Origin of the sequence: Roseovarius sp. MMSF_3359 (assembly GCF_030733385.1) — a bacterium.
Taxonomy (GTDB): domain Bacteria; phylum Pseudomonadota; class Alphaproteobacteria; order Rhodobacterales; family Rhodobacteraceae; genus Roseovarius.
The window spans coordinates 100,198-122,492 of sequence record NZ_JASHJC010000009.1; the positions used below are offsets into that span (position 1 = coordinate 100,198).

At 63.2% G+C, this 22,295-nt stretch carries 13 protein-coding genes; 6 read left to right on the plus strand and 7 right to left on the minus strand.

Going from position 1 to position 22,295, the window contains the following annotated elements:
- Positions 1-12: 12 nt before the first annotated feature.
- Positions 13-549, minus strand: a complete 537-nt coding sequence (locus RBB29_RS14165) for an acyl-CoA thioesterase (protein ID WP_306114651.1) — start codon at positions 547-549, stop codon at positions 13-15.
- A gap of 127 nt (positions 550-676) precedes the next feature.
- Here RBB29_RS14165 and RBB29_RS14170 point away from each other — a divergent pair, with 127 nt between their 5' ends.
- The 3 genes from RBB29_RS14170 to yaaA all read left to right on the plus strand — a co-directional run bounded on the left by RBB29_RS14170 (position 677) and on the right by yaaA (position 3,884).
- Entirely contained in the window at positions 677-964 is a 288-nt protein-coding gene (locus tag RBB29_RS14170; protein WP_306114650.1) for a YggT family protein, read from the plus strand.
- Positions 965-1,045: 81 nt separating this feature from the next.
- The gene (recQ, locus tag RBB29_RS14175; RefSeq protein WP_306114649.1) at positions 1,046-3,085 is read left to right on the plus strand and encodes a DNA helicase RecQ; all 2,040 of its coding nucleotides are present in this window, start codon (positions 1,046-1,048) and stop codon (positions 3,083-3,085) included.
- 34 nt (positions 3,086-3,119) lie between these two features.
- Positions 3,120-3,884: a peroxide stress protein YaaA gene (yaaA, locus tag RBB29_RS14180; protein ID WP_306114648.1), complete on the plus strand. Its 765-nt coding sequence runs from the start codon at positions 3,120-3,122 to the stop codon at positions 3,882-3,884.
- Here yaaA and RBB29_RS14185 read toward each other — a convergent pair.
- Positions 3,875-6,067: a response regulator gene (locus RBB29_RS14185; protein ID WP_306114647.1), complete on the minus strand. Its 2,193-nt coding sequence runs from the start codon at positions 6,065-6,067 to the stop codon at positions 3,875-3,877. The two genes, yaaA and RBB29_RS14185, sit on opposite strands and share 10 nt — an antisense overlap.
- A gap of 139 nt (positions 6,068-6,206) precedes the next feature.
- Here RBB29_RS14185 and RBB29_RS14190 point away from each other — a divergent pair, with 139 nt between their 5' ends.
- From RBB29_RS14190 to pbpC, 3 genes are read left to right on the plus strand one after another with little or no spacing between them, the layout of a single operon-like run.
- Positions 6,207-11,633 (plus strand): alpha-2-macroglobulin family protein, encoded by a 5,427-nt coding sequence (locus RBB29_RS14190; protein WP_306114646.1) that lies wholly within the window; start codon positions 6,207-6,209, stop codon positions 11,631-11,633.
- Between the two features lie 10 nt (positions 11,634-11,643).
- Positions 11,644-12,222 (plus strand): putative glycolipid-binding domain-containing protein, encoded by a 579-nt coding sequence (locus RBB29_RS14195; protein WP_306114645.1) that lies wholly within the window; start codon positions 11,644-11,646, stop codon positions 12,220-12,222.
- Positions 12,209-14,263, plus strand: a complete 2,055-nt coding sequence (pbpC, locus tag RBB29_RS14200; protein ID WP_306114644.1) for a penicillin-binding protein 1C — start codon at positions 12,209-12,211, stop codon at positions 14,261-14,263. The genes RBB29_RS14195 and pbpC overlap by 14 nt, the downstream gene beginning before the upstream one ends.
- A 117-nt stretch (positions 14,264-14,380) precedes the next feature.
- Here pbpC and RBB29_RS14205 read toward each other — a convergent pair whose 3' ends face one another.
- The 5 genes from RBB29_RS14205 to RBB29_RS14225 all read right to left on the minus strand — a co-directional run bounded on the left by RBB29_RS14205 (position 14,381) and on the right by RBB29_RS14225 (position 22,257).
- Positions 14,381-15,556: an acetyl-CoA C-acyltransferase family protein gene (locus RBB29_RS14205; protein ID WP_306114643.1), complete on the minus strand. Its 1,176-nt coding sequence runs from the start codon at positions 15,554-15,556 to the stop codon at positions 14,381-14,383.
- Positions 15,557-15,662: 106 nt separating this feature from the next.
- Positions 15,663-16,424, minus strand: coding sequence for a metallophosphoesterase family protein (locus RBB29_RS14210; RefSeq protein WP_371931502.1), 762 nt, complete (start codon positions 16,422-16,424; stop codon positions 15,663-15,665).
- A gap of 100 nt (positions 16,425-16,524) precedes the next feature.
- Complete coding sequence (gene serA / locus RBB29_RS14215) at positions 16,525-18,120, minus strand: phosphoglycerate dehydrogenase (RefSeq protein ID WP_306114641.1); 1,596 nt, start codon at positions 18,118-18,120, stop codon at positions 16,525-16,527.
- A 99-nt stretch (positions 18,121-18,219) separates the two neighbouring features.
- Positions 18,220-19,374, minus strand: coding sequence for a phosphoserine transaminase (locus RBB29_RS14220; protein ID WP_306114640.1), 1,155 nt, complete (start codon positions 19,372-19,374; stop codon positions 18,220-18,222).
- 180 nt (positions 19,375-19,554) lie between these two features.
- Positions 19,555-22,257 (minus strand): HAD-IC family P-type ATPase, encoded by a 2,703-nt coding sequence (locus tag RBB29_RS14225; protein WP_306114639.1) that lies wholly within the window; start codon positions 22,255-22,257, stop codon positions 19,555-19,557.
- Between the last annotated feature and the right edge of the window lie 38 nt (positions 22,258-22,295).

Sequence of the window (22,295 nt, forward strand, 5' to 3'; positions counted from 1 at the left end):
GCGGCTGGCAAGCTATTCCTGCATCGGTGGCCAGGGCCGCGTGGCATCGGCGTCGATCCAAGCGGTGATCCATGCGGGCGCATCAGGCTTCACCGTCGCGGGATCAATCTCATCAACCACCGTTTGCGGGGTGACGATCCCGGCCTTGCCGGTCACGGCGGAGCGATAGACGATGTGATTGGCACACTCGCCGTCCTTCTTCCACATCGACTGCTCGACATAGAAAAACCGGTCGTCCCACCACGCTAGGCGCGAGCGCATTTCGATCCGCTCAAACGTGCGGATGCGGCGGCGATAGCGGACGCTGGCCCCGGCCATCGTCAGGCCCCAGCGTTTCTTGCGCAGGACCGAGACCAGCCCCGCGCGCTGCGCCGCCGAGGTCCGGCCCAGATCGTAAAGCGTCAAGGTGCGGCCGTTATTGAGCTCCATCCAGATGTCGATATCCCATGGCAGGCACATGTGATGCGACACATGGGTGCCGGTCACCGGCAAGGGCGGGGCATTGCGGTGTTTGATAAGCTGTCCAATGAGGCGGAAAACGGGATACATCGGGCGTCTCCTTTACCTGCTATCTGTTGCGCCGCGGCGCGGCGGTCAACCACAACCTCGCGTCAGGCTTGCGCTTTTGCAGCACTCCGCTTACCTGTGACATCGAATGTGATCGAGGAAACGTGCAATGCTGGCCATCTACGGACCGCTACAACTTGTTCTGGGCGTCGTGTATTTCGTGATGATCGTCCACATCATCATGAGCTGGCTCATCAATTTCCAAGTCCTGAACCTGCATCAGCAATTCGTGGCGCAGATCTGGTATGGCCTGAACCGGCTGCTGGAGCCGATCTACGAGCCGATCCGCCGGGTGCTGCCCAATACGCACCCGCTCGATCTCGCGCCGCTTGTCGGCCTGCTGATCGTGATTTCCCTGCGGGCTTACATCCTGCCGGTCATTTTCGGCTTTGCCTGACCACGCGGGGACTTGTTCACCGAATCTTAGTGTGAAATGATCTTCTGTAAGAGCAGATAAAAACAGTCTTACAGGGTTCACATGCCAGGCGCTGCCACGCTTTTGCGCGATGTCTTCGGGTTCGATGCCTTCCGCCCCGGACAGGAAGATATCGTCGATGCTGTTACCGGCGGCGAAAACGTGTTGGCGATCATGCCAACCGGTGGCGGCAAATCCCTGTGTTTTCAGCTCCCTGCGCTTTTGCGCGACGGTGTGACCGTCGTGATCTCGCCGCTGATTGCCCTGATGCGCGATCAGGTGCGCGCGTTGCGGGCGGTGGGCGTCGAGGCGGGTGCGCTGACCTCCGGCAATACCGACGAGGAAACCGATGAGGTCTGGCAGGCGCTTGATGCGGGCCGTCTGAAACTGCTCTACATCGCGCCCGAGCGGTTGGCCGCCGGGTCCGCAATTGGCATGTTGCGCCGCATCGGCGTTGGTCTGATCGCGGTGGACGAGGCGCATTGCGTATCGCAATGGGGCCATGATTTCCGGCCCGATTACCTGCGCATCGGAGAGTTGCGCCGCGCGCTTGGTGTTCCACTGGCGGCCTTCACCGCAACCGCGGATGCGGAAACCCGCGATGAGATCGTCGAAAAGCTCTTCGACGGGCAGGCCCCGGCGAGTTTCCTGCACGGGTTCGACCGGCCCAACATCAACCTGACTTTTGCTGCCAAGGATGGCCCGCGCCGCCAGATCACCGAGTTCGCCGCCGCCCGCAAAGGGCAATCCGGCATCGTCTATTGCGGCACCCGCGCCAAGACCGAGACCCTGGCCCAGGCCCTGCGCGGCGATGGTCACAATGCCTGCGCTTATCACGGCGGCATGGAGGCCGAGGATCGTCGGATTGTCGAGGCCCGGTTCAATGCCGAAGATGGGTTGATCGTGGTCGCCACCGTGGCGTTTGGCATGGGCGTGGACAAGCCCGATATCCGGTGGGTCGCCCATGCGGACCTGCCCAAGTCGATCGAAGCCTATTACCAGGAAATCGGCCGCGCCGGTCGCGATGGCGCCCCGGCGGAAACATTGACGCTCTATGGCCCCGATGATATTCGCCTGCGCCGCAGCCAGATCGACGAAGGGCTGGCCCCGCCCGAGCGTCGGATGGCGGATCATGCGCGGCTCAATGCGCTTCTGGGGCTGGCCGAGGCGCAGGAATGCCGCCGCGCGGTGCTGCTCCGGTATTTTGGTGAGGAGAAAGCCGCTTGCGGGAATTGCGACACATGTGAAACACCCCCGGAGGTGTTTGACGGGACCGAGGCCGTGCGCAAGGCATTGTCGGCCATCCTGCGGACCGATGAGTTCTTTGGCGCGGGGCACCTGATCGACATCCTGATCGGGAACGAGACCGACAAGGTGCGCGGGCGCGGACACGATCAATTGCCCACCTTCGGTGTGGGCCGGGATCTGGACCGGCGGACATGGCAGGGGGTGTTCCGGCAGATGATGGGGCTTGACCTGATCCGGCCCGATCGCGAACGCCACGGCGCCCTGCGCATGACCGAGACCGCCCGCCCGATCCTGCGCGGCGAGCAGAGCATTACCCTGCGCCGCGATACGCTGGTGACGAAATCGCGCCGCCCGGTGGCCAAGGCGCTGGTCTCCGACGAAGACGCGCCGCTCCTGTCGGCGCTCAAGGCCAAACGCCGGGCGTTGGCCGAGGCCGCGCGTGTGCCGGCCTATGTGGTGTTTACCGACCGCACCTTGATCGAAATCGCCGAAACCCGCCCTGCCACCCTGGACCAGATGGCCAGGATCAGTGGCGTTGGCGCCAAGAAACTGGAACGCTATGGCGATGCGTTCCTCGAAGTGGTGAATGGGGAGGCCGAGCCGGTTCACCCCACACGACGCAAACTGGCGGGCCGCGCGTCCGGCGAAGTCTATGACCAACTGCTCGAAGTGCAGGCGGACCTGGCGCGGGGTGAGACCGGCATTGACCGCCCGCTCAGCTGCTCCGCATCGCTTCTGGCGCGGATCGCCTCGACCCGGCCAAGAGACGTCGGAGAGATGACGCGGCTGCTTGGCGAAAAGCGCGCCGAAAGATTTGGCACGGCTTTTCTGGACGTTCTGCGGGCCGCGGGCTAGATCACCTGAAAACCGACTGATTGGGGGATGCTGTATGCTGGTCGTTGTTTCACCTGCCAAGAAACTGGACATGCGCGAGGCGGAGGGGGTTGTGCCGTCTCAGCCCGCCTTTGCGGAGCAGGCAGATCACCTGGCCGAGGTCGCCCGCGACCTGTCGGTGAAAGATCTGCAGAAACTCATGGGGATCAGCGAAAACCTCGCGAAACTCAATGCGGAGCGGTTCAGCGCCTTTGGCCAGATGGAGACCAAACCGGCCGCCTTGGCCTTTGCGGGCGACACCTATCAGGGGCTCGAGGCCAACAGCCTTGACGGCGATGAACTGACTTGGGCGCAGGATCATTTGCGCATCCTCTCCGGCCTTTACGGGGTACTACGCCCGCTTGATGCGATCCAACCCTACCGGCTTGAAATGGGCAGCCGTTTGAAAACCGGGCGCGGCAAGTCGCTCTATGATTTCTGGGGCGATCAGATTTCGCAGGCGCTGAACACCCAGGCCGATGAGATCAAGACCGATGTCCTCATCAACTGCGCCAGCCAGGAGTATTTTGGCGCCGTCGATCGTGAGGCCCTGAACCTCCGGGTCATCACGCCGATCTTCATGGAAGAGAAGGCAGGTACCGCCAAGATCGTGAGTTTTTACGCCAAGAAAGCGCGGGGTGCGATGGCGCGGTTTATCATTCAACGCCGCCTGACCGATCCGGAACAGATCAAGGGTTTCGACGCTGGCGGATATCGCCACCGCGAAGATTTGTCGGACGAGGCCAACTGGGTCTTTCTGCGCGACTACCCTCAGGTCTGATCGTCCGCCACTGGTGGCCGCGCACCCTCGGGGCATGCCTGAACAATATGCTCGATGATGGCTTTTTTCTTCAATGGCTTGGTAAGGTAATGATCGAGCCCCGCCGCAAGAATACCGTCCTGATCACCTCCCATCGCATGGGCGGTCATCGCCACGATCGGGACATGCCGGTCGGTGCCGTCCTCGATCTCGCGGATCTTCGCGGTAGCCTCCTTGCCGTCCATTTCGGGCATCGAGATGTCCATGAACACGATATCGGGTTCGAATGACTGATACATCTCCACCGCTTCCCGCCCGTTTTCGGCAAATTGCAGGTCAATCTCCAACGCCTTCACCATCTTGGAATAGACCAGTCGATTGGTCTTGTTGTCCTCGGCCGCAAGCACCCGGACCAGACGGGGCTCTGACGCCGGCGCTTCTTGGGCGACAGCGGGTTCATCTTTTACCTCTGTTTTCGCGGGGAGTTCTACAGATTGCAGCGCGGCAAACAGATCCTGTCGCGAAACGGGTGTTTGCAACAGCGCATGCAGATGTCTGGATGCTGGCTCAGCCTCGGCAACCCCGGTATTGGCGCTCAGCAGGATGATCGGCATCTGATGCCCGCCCTCGCGCAGGGCGTCGGCAAGCTCCATGCCGTCCATTTCGGGCATGGTATGGGTGGTGATGACAAGATCGGCACCGGCCTCCGCCTGCGACAGCGCGTCCCGGCCACTGCTGCAAGGCAGCGTTTCGATGCCCAGCACGCCAAGCTGCCGCGCCAGGATGTCCCGATTTGCCGCGCAATCGTCAACCAGGATGACCCGCTTGAGACCCTCCGGCATCCGCGTGGCATCCGGATCGGGCATTTCCACCGAAGGCAGCGGCAGCGAGAACCCGAAACTCGACCCTTCGCCATCGACGGAATCGACCCAGATATCGCCGCCCATCAGACGGATCAGCTTTTGCGAGATCGCCAGGCCGAGGCCGGTCCCCTCGAACTTGCGGTTGCGCTCGTCATCGACCTGGTTGAATTCGCCGAAGATGTGATCGACCTTGTCCTCGGGAATGCCGATGCCGGTATCTTCGATCGTGATGTGCAGCTTGGCCTCCTCGCCCTCGATCGCCGGGACGCCGACGACGCGGATCAGAACGTGACCTTTTTCGGTGAACTTGACCGCGTTGCCCATGAGGTTGGTCATCACCTGCCGGATCCTGCCGCGATCCCCCTCGAACTGCGTGGGCAGGAACACGTCGTAATCCACCAGTAGGTCCAGCCCCTTGTCCCGCGCCGTGGGCTGTAGCAGGGTCACCAACTCGTGGATGCACCGCTCCAGATCGAATTCTTCGGATTGCAACACCAGCTTGTCCGCCTCGATCTTGGAGAAATCGAGAACGTCGTTGATGATGACAAGCAACGCCTCACCGGAATTCTTGATCGTCTCAGCATAAAGCTGCTGCTCGTCGCTCAACGCCGTATCCTGCAGCAGTTCCGCCATGCCGACCACGCCGTTCATCGGGGTGCGAATCTCGTGGCTCATATTGGCGAGGAAGGACGACTTGGCGCGGTTTGCGGCTTCGGCCTTGATCCGGGCGTCCTTGAGGCGCTTTTCGTAGCGGACCGTTTCCGTGATGTTGTGCGCCAGGCTGACCATCCCGCCGTCATTGCCGCGCTGATCCACGAGCTTGATGTATTCGCCACTCCAGAGCCGGATAATTTCGGGTTCTGGCGCCGGGCTTTGCCACCGGTCGAGCATCATCTCGCGCCAATCCGCCGGGGGCATGTCGCCGATATTGACCACCCCTTCTTCGGTGACGATCTGGAGGATTTCGACATAGCTGGCGCCGGGTTGCACCGCTTCGACCCCGTCAAAGATGCCGATCCATGCCTTGTTGGCGGCGATCAGGCGGCTGTCGGCATCGAAAAACGCAAACCCGTCCTGGATCACCTCAATCGACTCCCACAGCCGTCTTTCGGCAATCTCGACCTTCTGATTGGCGACGGTCAGGTCCGTCTTGACCCGCTCGTTTTCGTCCAGCACCGTTTTAACTTCGGCGCGGGTTTCGACGATCTCTTCCGAGAGCGCCAGCGCATGTTTGCCCAGCTTGCGATTGGCCGCCTGCAATTCCACCTGCTTTTGCTCAAGCAGCCGTTCCGCGGCCAGTCGCGCGCGCCGTTCTTCCGTCAATTTGTTGGCAAGGCTCATGCCAGCCCTCCGCAAGGCCCGTCGGATTTGCGGTACAATCGGATATTGTGGTGAAGAACTGTTTAATCCGTGCAGGTGGAATCGTTGTCAGGCAAGGATTGCCGTGGCACCATGGACCCCGCACAATCAGGAGGTTCCGATGCTGCGCCGTTATCTTGCAATTATAGTGTTTTCCCTTGTGTCCACGGCGCTTCACGCCCAGGAACCCGTCCCCGAGAGGCACCAGGTCGTCACCCGTGACGTTGATTTCTACGGCGCCGATCTCGACCCGCTTTTCGACACCACATTCGAGGCCTGTCAGCGCGCCTGTACGGCCAACGCGACCTGCAACGCCTATACGTTCAACAGCCGATCGAATGCCTGTTTCCCGAAAAGCGCGATTTCCGACCGGCAGCCCTATGACGGGGCCATCTCGGCTGAACTTCTGGCGACGGACGCCCGTGTTCTGGCAGTTGCCGGGGCGCGGGCCGCCGATCTTGGTTTCCTGACCGCACGGGATCTGCAGGATGCGCGCAAGCAAGCCGAGACCATCGGATGGCGCCACCCGGCGGGCACATGGAGTGTCGAGGCGATGCTGGACGCGGCACAGGAACGCGAGGTCGCCGGCGATCATCTCAACGCCATGCGCTGGATGGGCGCGGCGATCTCGCGCGCGGATAGCGGCGATCTTTGGGTCGACTATGCGCGCCTGTCGCTGCTCATCAAATCGCAGAACTCATCGGACCTGCGCCGCTACCGGCTTCAGGCCGTGATGGCCGCGACAAACGGGTATCTCCGCGTGCTGAGCGACCCGGCGCGGGCAAGTGCGCTCGCTCAGTTGGCCGAGGCGTTGGAGAAGGCCAACCGCGGGCGCGATATGGTCCCCGCGCTTAGATTGGCGCAATCCATCCAGCCCCGGCAGGACGTTGCCGTGGCGCTGGAAAAGGCTATCGCAAAATACGGCTTTCGCATCACCGAACACCGCAGCGACAATGAAAGTGCCGCCCCGCGGATCTGCGCCGAGTTTTCCGAAGATCTCGTCAAGACCGGTGTCGATTACGCGCCCTATCTGCGCCTGCCCGATCCGGGGCTGGTGGTGCAGGCGGAGGGGCGTCAGATCTGCATCGACGGGGTGCGGCACGGTGAGCGGTACACGGTGACCTTCCGCAAGGGTCTACCCGCCGCCAGCGGTGAGACGCTCTACAAGGATGTCGAGGTGTCGCTTTACGTCCGCGACCGAAGCCCGTCGGTCAATTTCGCCGGGCGTGCCTATATCCTCCCCAAGGCCGCCGATGCGGCGTTGCCGATCGAGACGGTCAATCTCGACAACGTGGAGCTGCTCTTGCGCCGGGTCAGTGACCGCAACCTGCTGCGCGCCATTCAGGGCGACTACGTTGGCCGCCCGCTCAGCGAATACCAGGACCAGGCGTTTTCGAACGACGTGGCCGAAGAGGTCTGGACCGGCGTGGGCGAGGTGCAGAACCAACTGAACCAGACCATGACCACCCGGCTGCCCATGGGAGAGGTCCTGGCCGATCAGCCCCCGGGCATTTATGCGCTGAGCGCCCGGGTCAAGGGTCGCCCGCTCTATGATGATCCCGGGGCGACGCAATGGTTTGTGCTGACCGACCTTGGGATGACGACCCTCAAGGGGACGGATGGGCTGCACGTTTTCGTGCGCGGGCTGTCTGATGCTGCGGCGCGGGGCGGGGTCGAACTGACCCTGCTGTCGCGTGCCAATCGTGAATTGGCGAAACTGACCACGGACGCGTCGGGGCATGCGCTCTTTGCCCCCGGACTAACCCGCGGATCTGGCGGCGCTGCCCCCGCATTGGTGCTTGCCCGGGCGGGTGATGATGACATGGCTTTCCTGTCCCTGACCGATCCGGCCTTTGATTTGTCGGACCGCGGTGTCGAAGGACGTCCTGCCGCGCCGCCGATTGACGTTTTCCTCGCAACGGATCGCGGGGCGTATCGTGCCGGTGAGATGATCCATGCCACGGCCCTTGCGCGCGATGGCAAGGTCGCGGCAATCACCGGGCTGCCGCTGACGGCCATCCTGACCCGCCCCGACGGGGTGGAATATGCCCGTCATCTCTCAAGCCAGGATACGGCGGGCGGGCATGTCTTCAACATGCCCATCGGCGCCACGGCCCCGCGTGGCACCTGGACCATTGATATCAAGGGCGATCTGGACGCGCCCGCGCTGGTCAGCCGTCAGGTTCTGGTCGAGGATTTCCTGCCGGAGCGGATTGATTTCGACCTCTCGCTCCCCGATGGTCCGATCCGTCCCGGTGATACCGCGCCGCTGAGCGTCGATGCCCGTTATCTTTTCGGCGCACCTGGGGTCGGGTTGCGCGTCGAAGGCACGGTCAGCTTGCGGCCGATGCGGCAGTTGCCCGACTTCCCCGGCTATCAGTTTGGCCGCTATGACGAGGTCACCGGCGCGCAGACCGGATATCTCGACGGCGGCGAAACCGGACCTGATGGCACGGTCACCCTGCCGATGCCGATCCCCGTCGCGCGGCTTGCCGATCGCCCGCACGAGGCCGAGGCGATCATCCGCGTGAAAGAAGGATCGGGCCGCCCCGTCGAACGCCGCCTGAGCCGGATGCTGGCACCTTCGGGGCCGATGATCGGGTTGAAACCCGCCTTTGACGGGGTGGTCCCCGAGGGGACCGAAGCGACGTTCCAGGTGATCGGGATCGGAGCGGACCTCGCCCCCGCTGCGATGCAGGTGCGCTGGACCCTGAACCGGGTGGAGACGCGGTACCAGTGGTACCAGCAATATGGTAACTGGAATTGGGAGCCGATCACCACCCGCACCCGCGTCGCCACCGGAGAGGCCAGCCTTCAGGATGGCCCGGCCTCGGTGTCCGCCAAGGTGGCATGGGGTCGTTATGAGCTGGTGGTTGAACGTCTGGATGGCGCCTATGTGTCCAGTTCGGTCGATTTCTACGCCGGCTGGTATGCGCCCGCCGATGCGTCGCAGACACCCGATACGCTGGAGTTGTCGCTCGACAAGCCGGGGTATCGCAGCGGCGATACCGCACAGCTCAGGATCGTGCCGCGCTATGCCGGGACGGCGATGATTACCGTCATGTCCAACCGTGTGATTGAAATGCAGGCGGTTGAGGTGAGCGAGGGTGAGAACCTCATCCCTCTGACCGTCACCGATGAATGGGGTGCCGGGGCCTATGTCACGGCGCAGGTCATCCGACCAATGGACGTGGCCGCCGGGCAGAACCCCGCACGGGCGCTTGGCCTCAGCTACGCCAAAATTGACCCGGCAGAGCGTCAGCTTTCGGTCAGTATCGAGGCACCGGACACCGCTAGCCCCCGCATGCCGCTCGACGTGGCCGTCAGGGTCGATGGCCTGTCGGGCAAGACCGGTCATGTCACCCTGGCGGCGGTCGATCTGGGCATTCTCAACCTCACCGGATTCGAGAGCCCCGATCCAAGTGGCCACTATTTCGGTCAGCGGCGCCTCGGCGTTGAAATCCGCGACCTTTATGGCCGGTTGATCGACGGCATGAACGGCGCCGCGGGGCAGGTACGCTCCGGCGGGGATGCGGGCAACCGCATGTCGCTTGACGCGCCGCCGCCCACGGAAAAGCTGGTCGCATTCTTCACCGGACCTTTGACGGTGGACGAAGACGGCACCGCACGGGCGGCCTTTGACATCCCTGATTTCAACGGCACCGTCCGGCTGATGGCGATCGCCTGGTCCGACGTCGCAGTGGGGCAAGCGGCGCGGGACGTGTTGGTGCGCGATCCCGTGGTTGTGACGGCGAGCCTGCCGCGTTTCCTCGCCCCGGGTGACAGCAGTCAGTTGCTGCTTGAGATTGTCCATACCGAGGGTCCAGCGGGCCGCATGGGCCTTGACGTGACCGCGACCGGCATCGGGATGGAGGGCGCGGTGCCGTCGGGTATCGACCTGCCCGATGGGGGCAAAACGGTCCTGACCCTTCCGATCTCGGCTGATGCGGTTGGCGACCACGAGGTTCGTGTTGCCCTGACCACGCCGGATGGCAGGCAGTTGACCAAAACCCTGACCGTGCCGGTGCGCAGCAATGACCCAGAGATCGCGATCACGCGGCGCCTGTCGCTGGCACCCGGTGAGGCGCTGACTGTGGACCGCGAGCTTTTCGACGGGATGCGCCCGGGATCAGGCTCGGCGGTGGTCTCTGCCGGTCCGCTGGCCAAGCTGAACGCGCCTGCGCTGCTCACGGCGCTTGATCGCTACCCTTACGGCTGCACCGAGCAGGTCGCGTCCCAGGCCATGCCGCTCCTCTATTTCGAAGAGGTGGCCGAGGCCCTCGGGCTGGGAAATGCCGATCAGGTCGAGGCGCGTATCGAACAGGCGGTGGCCCGTATCCTGACACGGCAATCCAGCAACGGGGCGTTTGGCCTTTGGCGGGCGGGGTCGGGTGATTTCTGGCTTGATGCCTATGTTGCCGATTTCCTGTCGCGGGCGAAGGCCAAGGGGCATGACGTCCCGGCGCAGGCCTTTGCGATGGCGATGGACAACCTGCGCAACCGGGTGAACTACGCGCCCGATTTCGACAAGGGGGGCGAGGATATCGCCTATGCGCTGATGGTCCTGGCGCGCGAAGGAGCCGCTCGTATGGGTGACCTGCGGTATTATGCGGACGTCAAGGCAGGAGCGTTGGGCTCGCCACTCGCAGCGGCGCAACTGGGCGCGGCGCTCGCGGCCTACGGGGATCAGACCCGCGCCGACAGGCTCTTTGCCCAAGCCGCGCGGATGATTGATGCGCCAACCGGGACGGAGCCACAGGTCTGGCGCGCGGATTATGGCACCCGGCAGCGCGACCGGGCGGCGGTTCTGACCCTTGCGGTCGAGGCGGGCAGCAACGCGGTTGATCGCAGCCTTCTGAGCGAGGCGATTGCGCCCGATGGCCCGCATATGTCCTCTCAGGAGCAGGCCTGGACCCTGCTGGCCGCCAATGCGCTGATTGCCGACACGGCGTCCGCCGGATTGACGGTCGACGACGCACCGGTTTCGGGTCCGTTCGTGCGGACGATCACCGCGCAGGGCGTCACACCCCTGAACCTCCGCAACACCGGCGAGACAGGCACCGACGTCACGCTGACCACCATCGGCGTGCCGCAGATCGCACCCGAGGCAGGCGGGTATGGCTATGCCATTGAACGGCGGTATTTCGATATGGAGGGCGCGCCGGTTTCGCTTGACGCCGTGACCTCCGGCACCCGTCTGGTGGCGGTTCTCAAAGTGTCCCCGTTCGAGAAGGGCGAGGCCCGGTTGATGGTCAACGATCCCCTGCCCGCGGGGCTGGAGATCGACAACCCGAACCTGTTGCGCTCCGGCGATATAAGGGCGCTCGACTGGTTGAAACCGGTCGAGGCGCGCCATACCGAGTTCCGGTCCGACAGGTTCCTGGCCGCCGTGGACTGGCGCAGCGACCAGGCGTTCGAGCTGGCCTATATCGTGCGTGCCGTGTCGCCGGGGTCGTATCACCATCCTGCCGCTACGGTCGAGGACATGTACCGCCCGCAATACCGGGCGCGCACCGGGACGGGTCGGATGTCCGTGGATCGCCCCTAGGAGAACGGTTTTGCCAAGTTACACCTTCGCTTCGTGCTGCTGGCGGGCCCTTGGCAACGAGGGTGATGATAAATGCCGCTTGGCACGAACTGATGATGGTTGGATGCTCATTGGCCATGCCCGGTTTCGGGACGAAGATGGTTTTGCCGCGCTTGACTATGTGGTGAGATGCGATGCGCAATGGGATACTCTTATCGCAGATGTGGCAGGTGACCACGAAGGTCGTACTATCAAAATCCATATCGTCAGGCAGGGTGACGTCTGGCTATGCAACGATGTCCCGCAACCAGAGGTTTCCGGTGCGCGAGATATCGACCTTTCTTTCACGCCGGCAACCAATCTGATGCCGCTATGGAAACTGTCTAGTTTGGATGCTCAAGAAATTGCCGTGTGTGCTGCATGGTTGAGATATCCGGAGGTGACACTTCAACGACTCGACCAATCCTATCAAAGGACAAGGTTCAGTTCGCGTTTCCGATATTCTGCGACACAAACCGGCTACAAGGCTGACCTTAGTGTTCACAATTCCGGCTTTGTGACGCTCTATCCCGGGCTGTGGGAAGGGGAGGTCACCCATGCGGCGCCCTGACCGCCTGATCGCTTGTGTTGCGGTACTGCTGCTGGCCGTGGCCACGGCGCGGGACTTCTTTGACCAATGGATTGCGGCGACCGACCTGCCGGTGCTGATCCCTGAGACCTCTGTCGAGGTCCGCGACGGCGATAACCGGTTGCTGCGCGTTTATACCGTGGCCGATGGCCGGTGGCGTCTTGCGGTGCAGCCAGAGCGGGTGGATCGGAGTTACATCGACATGTTGATCGCCTACGAGGACCGGCGGTTTTATGAACATGGCGGGGTTGATCCGCGCGCGGTCCTCCGTGCGGCGGGGCAGGCGATGCTGAACGGGCGCGTGGTGTCCGGCGGCTCCACCCTGACGATGCAGGTGGCGCGGCTGCTGGAGGAAAGTGGCACGGGGTCGTGGCGCGGCAAGCTGCGGCAGGTCCGCGTGGCCCTTGCACTGGAGCGGCGGCTGAGCAAGGAGCAGATTCTGACGCTATATCTCACCCATGCGCCCTATGGTGGCAATCTCGAAGGGGTGCGGGCGGCATCGCTGGCCTGGTTCGGCAAGGAACCCTGGCGCCTGACCCCGGCGCAAGCCGCCCTGCTGGTGGCCCTGCCGCAATCCCCGAAAGCGCGCCGCCCCGACCGTCATCCCGATGCCGCGCGAGAGGCCCGCACCCGGGTCCTGAACCGGATGGCGACGCAGCAGGTGATCGGTGATGAGGTCGTGGCCGCTGCCCTGACCGAGCCGCTCCCGGCGCGCCGACAGGCTTTTCCCGCCTTCGCGCCACATCTGGCGGACCGGGCGCGTGATACCGCACCGCTCGACGGAATCCATCGCCTGACACTGGACCTGGCCCTGCAACGGGATCTCGAAACCCTGGCGGCCTCGACGCTGCGGAAGCTGCCGCAGGATCTGTCGCTCGCCATCGTCATCGCCGACCATCGCAGCGGTGCGGTACTGGCCTCGGTCGGGTCGGGGAGCTATGCCAAAACCGACGAGCGGCAAGGTTACGTCGATATGACACGTGCCCATCGCTCGCCGGGGTCCACCCTGAAACCGCTGATCTACGGCATGGCTTTTGATCGCGGGCTTGCGCACCCCCAGACATTGATAAACGACCGCCCCGTGGCCTTTGGCAACTACGCGCCGCAGAACTTCGATGGCGCTTTTCGCGGTGAACTGCCGGTGGCCGAAGCGCTCCGGCAATCGCTCAACATCCCGGTTGTCCTGCTGATGGATGAGATCGGCCCCGCGCATCTGATGGATGCGCTTCGCCGCTCCGGCGCAAAAGTGAAACTGCCCGGCGATCAGGCCGGTCTTGCCGTGGCGCTTGGGGGTGTCGGGGTGACGCTCACCGATCTGGTGCAGCTCTATGGCATGATCGCCAATGGCGGGCAGTCCGTGCCGCTGCACTGGCGCTCCGGCGAGGGCACGCAGACACGCCCCGCGCAGGTTATCAGCCGTTCCGCCGCCTGGCAGGTCTCGGATATCCTCGGCAGCCTTGCCCCCCCGCCGGGCGCGCCTTCGGGGCGGCTTGCCTACAAGACCGGCACGTCCTATGGCCACCGCGATGCCTGGGCCGTGGGGTATGATGGCGCGCATGTGGTGGGCGTGTGGATCGGGCGGCCCGATGGCACACCTGTCCCTGGCGCCTTTGGCGGAGACCTGGCCGCGCCGGTGCTTTTCGAAGCTTATCAGCGCATCCGTTCGGACCCTGTTCTCCTGCCTCCCCCGCCGCCCGAGACCTTGATCGTGTCAACCGCCGAATTGCCGCAACCCTTACAGCGTTTCACCGGGCGAGATGCGGTGTTCAAGGCCGCACCGGACGCGCCGAAGCTCATCTTTCCCCCGGACGGCGCGCGTCTTGCAGTCGCGGGTGGCGTGCCTGCGAAAGTGAGAGATGGCAAACCGCCCTTCACCTGGCTCGCCAATGGCGCACCGGTGTTGACCGGCGCACAAACCCGGGAGGTGATGCTGCCCAGCCTGTCGGCTGGTTTCTCGGACCTGTCGGTGATTGATGCGTCGGGCCGGTCTGCGAGCGTGACGATCAGGATCGACGCGCATTAAGTGGGTGGCAGACCGCCCGCATGTTTGATAATCGCGCGGCCCATCTCCTTACAGCCGATGGTTTGCTCAAGCCCAAAGACGTATCTTTTGGCACCTGAACCGAGCCTTAGCGACCTCTTACAGCCGCTCAAGTGCTAGCGCGATCCCCTGGCCGCCGCCGATACACATGGTGATAAGCGCCTTCGATCCACCGATCCGCTCCAGCTCATAAAGCGCCTTGACAGTGAGGATCGCCCCGGTTGCCCCAACCGGGTGGCCAAGTGCAATCGCGCCGCCATTGGGGTTCACCTTGGCAGCATCAAGGCCAAGCCCTTTGTTTACCGCAAGCGCCTGCGCGGCAAAGGCCTCGTTCGACTCGATCACGTCGAAATCACCGACCGACAGCTCGGTCCGCGCCATCAGGTTCTCGACCGCGGGGACGGGCCCGATGCCCATCACATCGGGGCGGACCCCGGCATGGGCGTAGCCCAGAATGCGTGCCTTGGGTTTCAACCCGGCTGCCTCGGCCGCCTCGGCGCGGGCCATGACGACAGCCGCCGCACCATCATTGATACCGCTGGCATTCCCGGCGGTCACGGTACCGTCCTTCTGGAATACCGCGCGCAGGCCCGCCAGCGTCTCGACAGTGGTGGCCTTCGGGTGCTCGTCGGTCTCAAATGCCACCATCTCGCGCTTGACCTTGACCTCGACCGGCACGATCTGCGACGTGAAATGACCCGCTTCGATGGCGGCGGCGGCGCGCTTCTGGCTCTCGGCGGCAAAGGCATCCTGATCCTCACGGCTGATGCCATGCTCGGCGGCCACGTTCTCCGCCGTGACCCCCATATGCCCGGTGCCGAAGGGACAGTTCAGCGCGCCCAGCATCATGTCGAGGGTGCGGATGTCGCCCATCTTGGCGCCCCACCGTTGATCCGGCACGATATAGGGCGCGCGGCTCATGCTCTCGGCGCCACCGGCCAACGCAAAATCCGCATCCCCCAGCATCAGGTTTTGAATGGCCGACACGATCGCCTGCGCGCCCGATCCGCAGAGGCGGTTGACGTTCATGGCGGGCGTGGTCTCGGGGATACCCGCATCCATCGCCGCCACCCGCGACAGGTACATGTCGCGCGGCTCGGTGTTGATGACATGGCCAAAGACCACATGGCCGATCTGCCCGCCTTCGACCCCCGACCGTTCCAGCGCGGCACGTGCCGCGGTCGCCCCAAGCGCGGTCGGCGGGGTCGCGGCCAGCGCGCCACCAAACGTACCAATTGCCGTGCGGGCGCCATCAAGAAGAACGATATCGGTCATGGAAAATCTCCGGGTTTCATGAGTCGCCTTAGGGTAGCGGATTTTATTGGCCCCTCACAACGTGATGTGACGTCACACCGCCATCCCGAAGCGGAGAAATGCCAGTTCAGGGCGCGGGCAGGGCCACCCGTCCGCTCGCCGTCAACAACCAGCAGTTGCGCCCCTCGAAGACGGCTGGGCAAAGCGGACGACCCCAGCCTGCCCCGCCGTCCAGGTCGATGCGATTGCCGAAATGCTGAGGGCGCTTCAAGGCGGTGTGGCCATGCACGACAAGCCATGGATGTGGCGCTGGATGATCCAGGAACGTTCCGCGGATCCAGATCAGGTCTTCATGTGGCTGATGGCCGAGAGGCAGATCAGGGATGATGCCCGCGTGCACAAAAAGCAACTCACCCAGTTCGAGATAGTAGGGCAGTCCTGACAACCACGCCCGATGCGCGTCTGGCACCGCGGCCGTGGCCTCGGCATGATTGGGCCGTGCTTCCGAGGCCAGAACACCGTAGGACGCAAGCGTTGCCGCCCCGCCCAACCGCTCATGCAACCACGTATAGTCCGGATTGCTGAACCGCGCGTTGTGAATTTTGCCAGTGTCCAGAAAATCGAGGAACAACTGGTCGTGATTGCCCCGCAGGATGGTCCAGTTCCGCCCGGCGGCCTGACCCTCCATCAGGAGTTCGATGACACCACGGCTATCCGGACCGCGATCCACGTAATCGCCGAGAAATACAACTTTGGCATCGCGCCCACCGTCGTGGTCAATGCGGGCAAGCGCCTCTTCCAGCATGGCGCGCTGGCCATGGATGTCGGGTATCGCGTAAATCGGATTGCTCATGCCGCCAAAGAGCCGGGTGCTGTCCCAAATGTCCACCCGGAAAACGCTTGAGGATGTGGCACAACGTCGAAACCAAGCGCCAATCATGCAACCTGCAACGCCGCCCCGAAGGGCGGCGTTTCCGCTGGATCACCAATCAGGCGACGTCGAATTCCAAGTGCCGGATCTGTTGGAACATGCCGGTGGCATTCAGCTTGCCAATCACATCCGCGGGCACTTCTTCATCCACGTAAAGCAGTGCGATGGCTTCGCCGCCCGCCGCCGCCCGGCCCAGGGTAAAGTTGGCGATATTGACGCCGTTTTCGCCCATCGTCTGCCCCAATGTGCCGATGATGCCAGGGACGTCCTCGTTCGTGGTGTAAAGCATGTGCCGCCCGATCTCGGCATCGATATTGATGCCCTTGATCTGAATGAAACGCGGCTTGCCATCACTGAACACCGTGCCACCGATGGACCGCTCCCGCTGATCCGTGACCACGGTCAGCTTGATATAGCCCTCGAAAGCGCCGGATTTGTCCTGCTTGGTCGTGCTGATCTTCACACCGCGTTCCTTGGCGATGACCGGGGCCGAGACCATGTTCACCTCCGGGTTCACCGATTTCATGATCCCCGCCACGGCGGCCGAGGTCAGTGCGCCCAGGTTCATGTCACTGACCACCCCGTCATAGAGGATGTTGATCGCCTTGATCGGCTCGTCGGTCATCTGCCCGATAAACGCCCCCAGATGATCGGCCAGCTTGATCCAGGGCCCCATCACCTTGGCCTCTTCGGCGGTGACCGACGGCATGTTGAGCGCGTTGGTCACGGCCCCGGTCAGCAGGTAATCCGACATCTGCTCGGCCACCTGCAGGGCGACGTTTTCCTGTGCTTCGGTTGTGGCGGCTCCCAGGTGAGGCGTGCAGACGACATTGGGCAGGTTGAAAAGCGGGTTGTCGGTGGCAGGCTCGACGCTGAAGACGTCGAAGGCCGCACCCGCGACATGGCCGGACTTCAGCAGGTCGGCAAGCGCCTCTTCGTCCACGAGGCCGCCGCGCGCGCAGTTGATGATCCGCACGCCTTTCTTGGTCTTTTCAAGGTTCTCACGGCTCAGGATGTTGCGGGTCTGGTCGGTCAGCGGCACATGCAGCGTGATGAAATCCGCGCGCGGCAACAGCTCGTCCAGCTCGACCTTCTCCACCCCCATCTTGGCGGCCTTCTCTTCGCTGAGGAACGGATCGTAGGCGATCACTTTCATCTTGAGGGCGCGCGCGCGATCACAGACGATCCCGCCGATATTTCCCGCGCCGATCACACCGAGGGTTTTCGAGGTCAACTCGACCCCCATGAACTTGGATTTCTCCCACTTGCCCGCATGGGTCGAGGCACTGGCCTCCGGCAGTTGGCGAGCGACGGCGAACATCATCGCGATGGCATGTTCGGCTGTGGTGATCATGTTGCCAAAGGGCGTGTTCATCACGATCACGCCTTTCTTGGAGGCGGCATCCTTGTCGATATTATCGGTGCCGATGCCCGCGCGGGCGATCACCTTGAGGTTGTCGGCAGCGGCCAGGATCTTTTCGGTGACCTTCGTGGCGGAGCGAATGGCGAGACCATCATATTGGCCAATGACGGCGGCCAGTTTTTCCTTGTCCTTGCCCAGATCGGGCTGGAAATCCACGTCGATGCCGCGATCGCGGAAGATCTGCACGGCGGTTTCAGAGAGCTTGTCGGATACGAGTACTTTGGGAGCCATTTTGAGCGTCCTTGATTTTTCAGGGTTACGCGCCCCGGACGTGATCCGGGGCCTCATGTTTCTGTGTGAAAGAGGTCCCGGGTCAGGCCCGGGACGGGGTCACGCTGTCTCGGACAGCGCCTCGATTTCGGATTGGAATGCCCATTCGATCCATGGCATCAGAGCCTCGATATCGGATGTCTCCACCGTGCCACCACACCAGATCCTGAGGCCCGGAGGTGCATCGCGATAGGCGCCGATATCATAGGCGATCCCTTCGGCATCGAGGCGCTTGGCGACCGATTTGGCGAAAACGGCGCCGTCGGCGATCCGCGTGTCGGTGAACTTGAGGCACACGGATGTGTTCGACATCGTGGCCGGATCATGTGCCAGGAAATCGACCCAATCGTGCAATTCGACGAAATCCGCCACCGCCTTGGTGTTGGCATAGGCCCGCGCCATCAGTCCTTGCAGACCGCCAACCGATCGCGCCCAGTCGAGCGCCAGCAGGTAATCTTCGACCGCCAGCATCGACGGTGTGTTGATGGTGGCGCCCTCAAAAATACCTTCGATCAGTTTGCCGCCCTTGGTCAGGCGGAAAATCTTGGGCAGGGGCCAGGCGGGCGCGTAGCTTTCCAGCCGCTCGACCGCGCGGGGGCTGAGAATGAGCATGCCGTGCGCGGCCTCACCGCCCAGTACCTTCTGCCAGCTGAAAGTCGTCACATCGAGCTTGTCCCAAGGCAGATCCTGCGCGAAGGCGGCAGATGTGGCGTCGCAGATCGTGAGACCCTCGCGATCCGCCTTGATCCAGTCGCCATTCGGCACGCGCACGCCCGAGGTGGTGCCATTCCAGGTGAAAACCACATCATTATCGGTATCGACGCCGGCGAGGTCCACGATCTCACCGTAGTCGGCGGTTTTCACCTCCGCATCGAGTTTGAGTTGCTTGACCACATCGGTCACCCAACCCGCGCCGAAGCTCTCCCAGGCGAGCATCTCGACCTTGCGGGCGCCCAAGAGGTTCCACATCGCCATTTCAACCGCACCGGTGTCCGAGGCAGGCACGATGCCAATGCGATAATCGGCCGGGATGCCCAGGACCTCACGCGTGCCCTCGATGGCGGCCTTCAGGCGCTCCTTGCCTACAGCAGCGCGGTGGCTGCGGCCCAGGGGCGCGTCGCTGAGTTGCGTGGTGTCGAATGTGGGGGGTTTGGCGCAGGGGCCAGAGGAAAAACGCGGATTGGCCGGCCGCGTTGCCGGTTCTTGAGTAGCCATTGATGCTATCCTTCCAGATATGCGCCCCTCGTTGGGGAGGGGTGTCCCACGAACGGGGATATGCCCATGCGGGGCCGTTCGCAAGTGCAGAAATGGCGCTAAAGCGCCGCTTGGCTGACTAAATGCGACCTTCGCGACTACGATCGGAAACAAGCGCCTGCTTGAATTGGTTGCCTCGGCTCAGGTCGATCGCATGCCGGATACTTTGCCGCTGCGTTTCGTTGCGTCCGCGAGTATCAATCTCAACTGTTTTTCCGTCTCGATCAGAGCGAAGAAGGCGACACCCACCGCTAGGATCAACGCGCCATCTGCCAGGGCTACCGCATGCGTTCCGAGGATTGGTTGTGCCATCGGCAGGTAGGTCACAACAAACTGCGCGACGGTAGCGACGATAACGCTGATCCAAACCGCGGGCGTACCTTTGAACGCCGAAACGCTGATCGACGTGCCGAAGATGTTCCGTATGTAGAACAGATGGAAAATCTCGAGGACAACGAGCATATTCATTGCCATCGTCTGCGCCAGCTCAAGCGGATATCCCCGGTCGAGCGCATAGGTGAAGATCCCGAAAATCGTCGCCAGGAAAAGCCCGGTAACGAAAATCACATGCCAGACAAGGCCGCCCGTCAGCAGCCCGGCGTTGCGCAGGCGGGGTGGGGGCCGCATGGTTTCGGGCTCGGCAGGTTCATAGGCGAGGGCGAGGCCGAGCGTAACCGCCGTGATCATGTTGACCCAGAGGATTTGAACCGGGGACACAGGCAGGGCGAGACCGAGCAAGAGGGCTGCGGCAATCGTGGCGGCCTCGCCTGCGCTGGTGGGCAGCACCCAGCTTACGACCTTCCGAATATTGTCCCAGACGGTGCGCCCTTCGCGTACCGCCGCGGTGATCGAGGCGAAATTGTCATCCGCCAGAACAAGTTCCGCGGCTTCCTTGGTCGCCTCGGTTCCGGTTATGCCCATGGCGATCCCGATATCCGCCCGTTTCAGGGCGGGCGCGTCGTTCACACCATCACCGGTCATCGCAACAATCAGGTCATTGGCCTGCAATGCCTGGACCAGCCGCAACTTGTGCTCCGGCGAGGTGCGGGCAAAGATGTTCGTATTCGAGGCGGCCACGGCGAGCGTCGCGTCATCCATCCGCTCAATCTCGGCACCGGTCAGGAAAGCACCGGGGTTTTGCAGGCCGATCTGCTGGCCAATTGCCGCAGCCGTGCCGGCGTGGTCGCCGGTGATCATCTTGACCATGACACCGGCCTCCTGACATTCCGCAACCGCTGCTACAGCCGTGGCCCGCGGCGGATCAATCAGCCCAACCAGACCCAGAAAGATCAGATCTTCACCGGGATCCGCCTCCAGCGTCCGGGTGCCATTGGCCGGACGCTGGGCAAAGGCCAATACCCGTTCGCCCTTCGCCGCGATCCGGTCTGCCTCGGCCTGCCAAAATGCTGCATCGAGGGGCGTGTCGCCGATTGAGCCGTGCTGGCGGGTACACATCGTCAGGAGCCGCTCGGGCGCCCCCTTGACGAATATCTGGCGCGCGCTGTCCGGACGATCAGCGAGCACAGCCATGTAGCGGTGCTGCGCGTCAAACGGGATTTCGGCACGGCGACGCCACCCGTCATGCGTCCGCCCGGCCTTACCCGCGAAGGCGAGCAAGGCGCCCTCCATCGGGTCGCCCTCGACGCGCCATGTGCCTTCGGAGGTCTGCAAAGAGGCATCGTTGCACAGCAGCGCGGCGTGTGCGATCCCGTTCAACTCGTCATCTATCGGGTCACCATCCTCCCACCTGATCTCTCCTTCTGGCGCATATCCGTCACCGGTGATTGTGAAACGCCCATCGGTTGTTACGGCGGAGGCGACCATCATTTCATTGCGGGTCAATGTACCGGTCTTGTCGGTGCAGATCACCGACACCGCGCCGATCGTCTCGATCGCGGGCAAGCGGCGCACGATTGCGTTGCGCTTCGCCATCGCCTGCACCCCGACCGCGAGGGTGATGGTCATGACGGCGGGCAGCGCCTCGGGGATGGCGGCCACGGCAAGGCTCACGACCGACATGAACATCACGTCAAACTCGACATGCCGAACGTAATGCCCAAAGACCAGAAGCGCCCCGGCGCTTAGCAGGATGAGGATCGTGAGCCAACGCGCAAACCTGTCCATCTGCACGACCAGCGGCGTTTGTACGCCCTCGACGCTCCGGAGCATGCCGCTGATCCGGCCAATCTCCGTTTCGGCGCCCGTTGCCACCACCACGCCGCGCCCTGTCCCGGCCGCAACGAGCGTTCCGCTGAATGCCATGGGGCTGCGGTCCCCCAGCACCGCCTCCGCCGCAACCGGCGCGGTTGATTTTTCCACGGCCAGGGACTCGCCAGTCAGAATGGCCTCCTGTATCCGCAATCCATGAACCTCCAGAAGCCGTAGGTCCGCTGCGACCCGATCACCCGGTTCGAGATATACGACGTCACCAGGGACCAGATCCGAGGCTTCGACGCTCCTCCGATGCCCTCCGCGCATCACCGACGCATGTGGCGCCAGCATCTGCCGGATGGCCGCCATGGCGTTTTCGGCACGACCCTCCTGGACAAATCCCACCACCGCATTGACCAGAACCACCGCAAGGATCACCCAGGTGTCGATCATGTGGCCAAGCATCGCGGTCACCGCCGCACCACCGATCAGCACATACATCAGGACATTATGAAAATGCCGCAGGAAGCGGATCAGAAGGGGACGCCGCGGCGCAAGCGGCAGGCGGTTTGGCCCGTGTTTGGCCAACCGTTGGCGCGCCTGATCCGATGACAAGCCATCAACGGACGTCCGAAGCGCGTCCAGGCAATGTTCCGTGGTCCTCGCATGCGGCTCGGAGGGCGCAGACGTCATGTCACTTCCTTCTCTGACAAGCCCGCCCTTATCAGGCC

Coding starts and splice junctions, on each gene's coding strand:
- RBB29_RS14165 (WP_306114651.1), bottom strand. CDS start 549: ATGTATCCCGTTTTCCGCCTCATTGGACAGCTTATCAAACACCGCAAT.
- RBB29_RS14170 (WP_306114650.1), top strand. CDS start 677: ATGCTGGCCATCTACGGACCGCTACAACTTGTTCTGGGCGTCGTGTAT.
- recQ (WP_306114649.1), top strand. CDS start 1,046: ATGCCAGGCGCTGCCACGCTTTTGCGCGATGTCTTCGGGTTCGATGCC.
- yaaA (WP_306114648.1), top strand. CDS start 3,120: ATGCTGGTCGTTGTTTCACCTGCCAAGAAACTGGACATGCGCGAGGCG.
- RBB29_RS14185 (WP_306114647.1), bottom strand. CDS start 6,067: ATGAGCCTTGCCAACAAATTGACGGAAGAACGGCGCGCGCGACTGGCC.
- RBB29_RS14190 (WP_306114646.1), top strand. CDS start 6,207: ATGCTGCGCCGTTATCTTGCAATTATAGTGTTTTCCCTTGTGTCCACG.
- pbpC (WP_306114644.1), top strand. CDS start 12,209: ATGCGGCGCCCTGACCGCCTGATCGCTTGTGTTGCGGTACTGCTGCTG.
- RBB29_RS14205 (WP_306114643.1), bottom strand. CDS start 15,556: ATGACCGATATCGTTCTTCTTGATGGCGCCCGCACGGCAATTGGTACG.
- serA (WP_306114641.1), bottom strand. CDS start 18,120: ATGGCTCCCAAAGTACTCGTATCCGACAAGCTCTCTGAAACCGCCGTG.
- RBB29_RS14220 (WP_306114640.1), bottom strand. CDS start 19,374: ATGGCTACTCAAGAACCGGCAACGCGGCCGGCCAATCCGCGTTTTTCC.
- RBB29_RS14225 (WP_306114639.1), bottom strand. CDS start 22,257: ATGACGTCTGCGCCCTCCGAGCCGCATGCGAGGACCACGGAACATTGC.